The sequence below is a fragment of the Methylopila musalis genome (assembly GCF_042679725.1).
In the GTDB taxonomy this organism is placed as follows: domain Bacteria; phylum Pseudomonadota; class Alphaproteobacteria; order Rhizobiales; family Methylopilaceae; genus Methylopila; species Methylopila musalis.
Genome location: NZ_JBHTMX010000150.1, coordinates 1 through 6,588, shown reverse-complemented (window position 1 = coordinate 6,588; position 6,588 = coordinate 1). Strand labels below are relative to the sequence as shown.

Sequence of the window (6,588 nt, the reverse complement as noted above, 5' to 3'; positions counted from 1 at the left end):
CGGGTGCTCGCCGTGCGCGACGGCGTGGTGACGGAGCTGTCCGTCACGCTCGGCGTCAGCGACGCCAACGGCGTCGAGATCACGGACGGGGTCGCGCCGGGCGAGGCGCTGGTCGCCCGCGCGGGCGGCTTCCTGCGCGACGGCGACCGGGTGATCGCGGTCGCGCCCGGGGACGGGCCGCGCACGCAGAAACAGGCGGCGACGGAGAACTGATCCCATGGCGCTGAACGTCTCCGCCTGGTCGATCCGCAAGCCGATCCCGCCGCTGGTGCTGTTCGCGGTGCTGACGGTGATCGGCCTGTTCTCCTTCGCGTCGCTGCCGGTGACGCGCATGCCGAACATCGACCTGCCGCTGGTCTCGGTCGCGATCACCCAGACCGGCGCGGCGCCGAGCGAGCTGGAGATCCAGGTCACCAAGCGGGTGGAGACGACCGTCGCCGGCCTGCCGGGCGTGAAGCACATCACCTCCGGCGTCAGCGACGGCATCTCGCTGACCGTGATCGAGTTCCAGCTCGAGACCGACGTGGACCGCGCCGTGAACGACGTGCGCGACGCCGTGACCAAGATCCGCACCGACCTGCCGCAGTCGATCGAGGAGCCGCTGATCCAGCGCATCGACATCGAGGGCATGGCGATCGCGACCTACGCCGCCTCCGCCCCCGCCATGTCGCCGGAGGACCTGAGCTGGTTCGTGGACGACCAGATCATCCGCGCGCTGCAGGGCGTGCGCGGCGTGGCGCAGGTGCGGCGCGAGGGCGGCGTGGACCGGGAGATCCGCGTCTCGCTCGATCCGGCGCGGCTGCAAGCGCTCGGCGTCACCGCCGCGGACGTGAACGCGCAGCTTCGCGCCACAAACGTGGACCTCGCCGGCGGGCGCGGCGAGGTGGGCGCGCAGGAGCAGACCGTGCGGACGCTCGCCGGCGCGCTCACCGTGGACCGGCTGGCGGAGGCCCGCATCGTCCTGCCCGGCGGGCGCGAGGCGCGGCTGTCCGACCTCGGCTCCGTGACCGACGGCGCGGCCGAGCCGCGGATCGCGGCCCGGCTCGACGGCAAGCCGATCGTGGCCTTCGGCGTTTACCGCGCCAAGGGCTTCTCGGACGTGACCGTGGCCGAGGCCGCCGACGCGAAGCTGAAGGCCTTCATGGCCGCCCACCCGGAGGTGACGGTGACGCCGATCGACACCATCGTGCGCTACACCAAGGCGGACTACGAATCCGCCATGCACACCCTGATCGAGGGCGCGGTGCTGGCGGTGATCGTGGTGTTCCTGTTCCTGCGGGATTTTCGCGCCACCATCATCTCGGCGCTCGCGATCCCGCTGTCGATCCTGCCCACCTTCTGGACCATGGAGGCGCTGGGCTTCTCGCTGAACGGCGTCAGCCTGCTCGCCATCACGCTCGTCACCGGCATCCTGGTGGACGACGCCATCGTGGAGATCGAGAACATCGTCCGCCACATGCGGATGGGGAAATCGCCCTACCGCGCCGCGATCGAGGCGGCCGACGAGATCGGGCTGGCGGTGGTCGCGACCACGGCCACAATCATCGCGGTGTTCCTGCCCGTGAGCTTCATGGGCGGCATCGCCGGGCAGTACTTCAAGCAGTTCGGGATCACGGTCGCTGTGGCGGTGGCCTATTCGCTGCTGGTGGCGCGCCTGATCACGCCGCTGCTCGCCGCCTTCTTCCTGCGGCCGCACGCCGTCCACGACGACCGGGACGGGCTTCTGATGCGCGCCTACACCCGGCTGGTCTCGGCCTCGGTGCGCTGGCGCTTCGTCACGGTGGCGCTCGGCGTCGGGCTGTTCGTGGGCTCGCTCGCGCTGTCGGCGCTGCTGCCGTCCGGCTTCCTGCCGGAGAACGACACCTCGCGCTCCATCCTCAACATCGAGCTGGCGCCGGGCTCCACGCTCGCCCAGTCCGAGGCGGTGGCGAACCGCATCGCCGCCGATCTGAAGCGGCGGCCGGAGGTGGCCTCGGTCTACGCCTCCATCGGCTCCGGCGCCTCGGCCGGTCCGGTGGGAAGCTCGGGCGAGGTGCGCAAGGGCGTGCTGGTGATCAACCTGAAACCCCGCTCCGAGCGCGCCCTGACCCAGAAGCAGTTTGAGGCCTCGTTCCGGACCGAGCTCGCCCGCGTGCCCGACATCCGCTCGAACTTCGGCAACGACGCCGGCCAGCGGGAGTTCGCGCTGGTCGTGTCCGGCTCCGACGGCGCGGCGGTGGAGCGCGCGGCGGTGGCGCTGGAGAAGGAGACGCGCGACCGCGTGCCCCAGCTTCTCAACGTGATCTCCACCGCCGCCATCGACCGGCCCGAGATCCGCATCACGCCGAAGCTCGACGAGGCGGCGGAGCTCGGCGTCTCGGCCGCCCAGATCGCCGAGACGGTGCGCATCGCCACCATCGGCGACGTGGAGCAGAACCTCGCCAAGTTCTCCGCCGGCGACCGGCAGGTGCCGATCCGCGTGCAGCTCGACGAGGCCGCCCGCGCCGACCTCTCCACCTTCGAGACCTTGAGCGTGCGCCGGGAAAACGGCGGCGACGCGCCGCTGTCGGCGGTGGCGGACATCGCGTTCGGGCAGGGCCCCACCAGCCTCGACCGCTACGACCGCGACCGCCGCATCGCGATCGAGGGCGATCTGGCGCCGGGCGTCGCGCTGGGCGACGCGCTCTCCGCCGTGATGGCGCTGCCCGCCGCCAAGTCCCTGCCCGAGGGCGTGACGCTGAAGCCCTTCGGCGACGTGGAGATCATGGAGGAGGTGTTTTCGGGCTTCGCCGTCGCCATGGCGGCGGGCGTGCTGCTGGTGTTCGCGGTGCTGGTGCTGCTGTTCGCGGACGTGGCGCAGCCGGTCACCATCCTGATGTCGCTGCCGCTCTCCATCGGCGGCGCGCTGCTCGCCCTGCTCGCCACCAACAACTCCATCAGCCTGCCGGTGGTGATCGGCTTCCTGATGCTGATGGGCATCGTGACCAAGAACGCCATCCTGCTGGTGGACTTCGCCATCGAGGAGACCGCGCGGGGCGTGGAGCGCACGACGGCGCTGGTGGACGCCGGCCGCAAGCGCGCCCGGCCGATCGTGATGACCACCATCGCCATGGCGGCGGGCATGGTCCCCTCCGCGCTCGCCTTCGGGGAGGGCGGCTCGTTCCGGGCGCCCATGGCGATCGCGGTCATCGGCGGCCTGCTGGCCTCCACCGTGCTGAGTCTGGTGTTCGTGCCGGCGGTCTACACCATCATGGACGACCTGAGCCGCCTGTTCGCCCGCGTCTTCGGCCGCTTCGTCGGCCCCCGCGACGAACCGGAGACGCCCGCGCCGCCTCTGCCGGCGGAGTGAGAAGGCGGCGTTCCGCCCCTCGACATGCGCCTGTCGCCGTCGGGCGCTCAATTCTGAGCTAGCCCCCACCCCTAAGCCCTCCCCGCAAGGCGGAGGGGGCAAGGACGCCGTCCCTCGGCCGGCCCTCAGGCGTTTTCGGCCGCCTGCCGGGCGGCGTGGGCCTGCATGTGGGCGAAGGCGACCGCGAGGACGGGGGTCGCGAGGCCGGCGGCGCGGGCGCGGCGGCGGAGGTCGCCCAGGATGTGCTCGTGCTCGGTGCGGAAGCCGTTCTCCACATCGCGCAGCATGGAGGCGGTGGCGGCCGAGCCCTTCGTGGTCAGCATGGCGAGGCTCTGGTCCAGGAACGGCTGGCGCGGCGGATGGCCGTTCGCGGCGGCGACCGAGGCGCATTCGGCGAGCAGCGCCGCGGCGATCTCCGCGCCCTCCTCCGCCTCCATGATCTGGCCGACCGACGCCCGCATGACGCAGGTGAGCCCCGCGAAGGTCGCGAGCATGGTGAACTTCTCCCACATGTCCTGCATCACGTCGGGGCTCAGCTCCGGCTTGAAGCCGCCGGGCTCCAGCGCCGCATGGAGGCGCGCCGCCGCCTCCCGCTGGGGTTCCGAGCGGGCGCCCATGACGAAACGCTGCAGCTTGTTCAGGTGGCGGATGGTCCCGTCCGCCGCCATGGTCACCATGATGTGGACCGAGCCGCCGAGCACCCGCTCCGCGCCGAAGCGGGCGTCCAGCACATCGAGATGGCGCACGCCGTTCAGAAGCGGCAGCACCAGCGTGTCCGGGCCGACCGCCGGCGCGATCGCCTCCGCCGCGCTGTCGAGATCATAGGCCTTGCAGGACAGCAGCACGGCGTCGAACGGCCCGTCGATCGCGGTGACCGCCGCAACCGGCTGCGTGACGTCGCCATAGGGGCTCGTCAGCACGAGGCCGTCGCGGGCGAGCTGCGCCCCGCGGCGCTCGCGGACGAGGAAGGTGACGTCCGCGCCGGCCGCCGCCAGCCGGCCGCCGTAATAGCCGCCGATGCCGCCGGCGCCGAGGATCAGAAGACGCATGGCCAGAAGTCTCCGCAAGGCTGATGTCTAAGGGGCCCTCCATAGCCCCCGGCGCGAAGCGACCCAAGCGCCGCGTCGCGATGGGTCCATGGCGGCGGGCGATGGCCGCCCCGCCGGGCGCCGGGGTTTAGCCTTACGGACAAGACGGCGTCCGCCGCGGCTATGACGCTCCGCAGCAAGACGTTGTTTTCCATGTGTTATTAATTTGTCAAAAATGGGACCAATGACCGCCTTCCAAGTATTCCCAAATGAGGCCGGAAGATTTGCCATTGATTAAGGCGCGACGGTAAGCCCCCGTTGCGGGGCCGCCGACAAAGGCGGCCGGTCCGTCGCGGCCACAAGCGGCGACCGATAAACGCATAAGGGAGAAAACGCCATGACCAAGACTCTGGTCGCCATCGCTTCGGCGCTGCTTCTGTCCGGGGCGGCCGCCGTCGCCGCCGAATGGCCGGACTTCAAGTCTCTCGACACCGACGGCAGCGGCAAGATCAGCCGGGTGGAGTGGGAGAAGAGCGTCGGCAAGCTCAAGCTCGACCCCGCTCCGGTGTTCTCGGCGATGGACACGGACGACAACAACGGCATCGACGAGGACGAGTGGGCCGCGGCCGAGAAGACCACCAAGGCCTACAGCGCGCGCTGCCGCGAAGCCTCCGCCTCATGGTGCAAGGACGCCAAGTGAGCGACGCCGCCTGAGCGGCGCCTGCTGACCGCACCGTCCGATCGCGTCGCCGTGGTCCCGATCACGGCGCGCTAGGGCTCCGATCCGACGCCCGGGCCATCCTCCGGGCGTCGGACGCCGCGGCCCATCCCCGACCCGACCGACGTCCCGCGCCGCCCTTCGCGCCCGGGCGCGCCGTCCCATGCGAAAAAGCACGGCCTCGGCTCGCCCAAGCGCGGTTCCGGCGCAGCGCCCGACGCGCGAACCATGTATGGAGGCGGACGACACCCCGGCGTCCGCGCTCCCGCGCGGCTGATGCGGATGGACGGTGATGGCCGGCGTTCTGCTGCTTTCCTTGCAGGCTCTGCTCTATTTCGGCGTCATGGCGGCGCTGCTCCGGGCGCGCCACGCCTATGGCGTCGGCCTGTTCGTCTGCGCGCTCGGGGTGATGCACTTCCTCGAGACCTATCTCGCGGCGGTGTTCTTCATCGAGCTGCCGTTCGGCCTGCTGTCGCCGGGCTCCACCGTGCTGTTCTCCGGCAAGCTGATGATGTTCCTCCTGCTCTACATCCGGGAGGACGCGGAGACGGTGCGCCAGCCGATCTACGGGCTGATGGTGGGCAACCTGCTGCTGGCGGCGCTCGCCCTGCTGCTGCGCCAGCACGAGCATCTGGCCCCGCTGCCCGGCTACAAGGCGGACCTGCGCTTCATCGACCAGATCGGCGTGCTGATGATCTGGGGCACGGTGCTGCTGTTCGTGGACATCATCGCGCTGATCCTGCTCTACGAGCGGCTGCTGCGGGCGTTCCGCCGCCACGCGCTGCCGGCGCTGATGCTGAGCTCCGCGCTGGTGCTCACCTTCGACCAGTTCGCGTTCTTCCCCATGCTGCACTGGACCACGGGCACGCCCTTCAGCGCGCTGACCGGCGGCTGGGCGGCCAAGATGGGGGCCGCGGCGCTCTACAGCCTGCTGATCGCCGCCTATCTGGCGCTGATCGAGCCCGTCGCCGACGCGCCGCGGGCGCGGCGGCGCATCTGGGACGTGTTCGACGCCCTCACCTACCGCACCCGCTACGAGGACCTGCTCGCGACCTCCGCCGTCGACACGCTGACCGGCGCCGGCGCCCGCAGCGCCTTCGAGGACTGGCGGCGGCGACGCATGGAGCGGTCCTCCGTCGATCCCCGCGCGGTCAGCGTGCTGATGGCGGACGTGGACCACTTCAAGGACGCCAACGACCGGCACGGCCACCAGACCGGCGACGACATCCTGATCGCGGTGGCGCGCGCGCTCATGGACGGGGTGCGCGAGGGCGACCGGGTCTACCGCTACGGCGGCGAGGAGTTCGTGATCCTGTGCGAGGGGCTGGACGACGACGGCGCCCTGCGGCTCGCGGAGCGGCTCAGGACGGCGGTGGCCGCCGCCTTCGACAGCGAGCCCGACCGCCGCGTCACCATCAGCGTGGGCGTCGCCACGTCCCTGCCCGGCGCGGGCGAGATCGACCGCACGCTGCGCGCGGCGGACGACCGGCTCTATGCCGCGAAGCGCGCCGGCC

At 71.2% G+C, this 6,588-nt stretch carries 4 protein-coding genes and 1 pseudogene; 4 read left to right on the top strand and 1 reads right to left on the bottom strand.

Features of this window, described 5'->3' with window-relative positions; translation table 11 throughout:
• Together ACFQ4O_RS13420 and ACFQ4O_RS13415 are read left to right on the top strand one after the other, a co-directional pair.
• Positions 1–213: pseudogene (locus ACFQ4O_RS13420) on the top strand (efflux RND transporter periplasmic adaptor subunit); the annotation flags it as partial.
• Between the two features lie 4 nt (positions 214–217).
• Positions 218–3,328, top strand: a complete 3,111-nt coding sequence (locus ACFQ4O_RS13415) for an efflux RND transporter permease subunit (RefSeq protein WP_378776199.1) — start codon at positions 218–220, stop codon at positions 3,326–3,328.
• A gap of 125 nt (positions 3,329–3,453) precedes the next feature.
• On the opposite strand, the gene ACFQ4O_RS13410 is transcribed toward ACFQ4O_RS13415, so the two are convergent.
• Positions 3,454–4,377 (bottom strand): 2-dehydropantoate 2-reductase, encoded by a 924-nt coding sequence (locus ACFQ4O_RS13410; protein ID WP_378776198.1) that lies wholly within the window; start codon positions 4,375–4,377, stop codon positions 3,454–3,456.
• 376 nt (positions 4,378–4,753) lie between these two features.
• Between ACFQ4O_RS13410 and ACFQ4O_RS13405 the strand changes: the two genes are divergently transcribed.
• Together ACFQ4O_RS13405 and ACFQ4O_RS13400 are read left to right on the top strand one after the other, a co-directional pair.
• Complete coding sequence (locus ACFQ4O_RS13405; protein WP_378776197.1) at positions 4,754–5,056, top strand: hypothetical protein; 303 nt, start codon at positions 4,754–4,756, stop codon at positions 5,054–5,056.
• 310 nt (positions 5,057–5,366) lie between these two features.
• The coding region (locus ACFQ4O_RS13400) for a GGDEF domain-containing protein (protein ID WP_378776196.1) at positions 5,367–6,588 on the top strand (1,222 nt) is incomplete at its 3' end.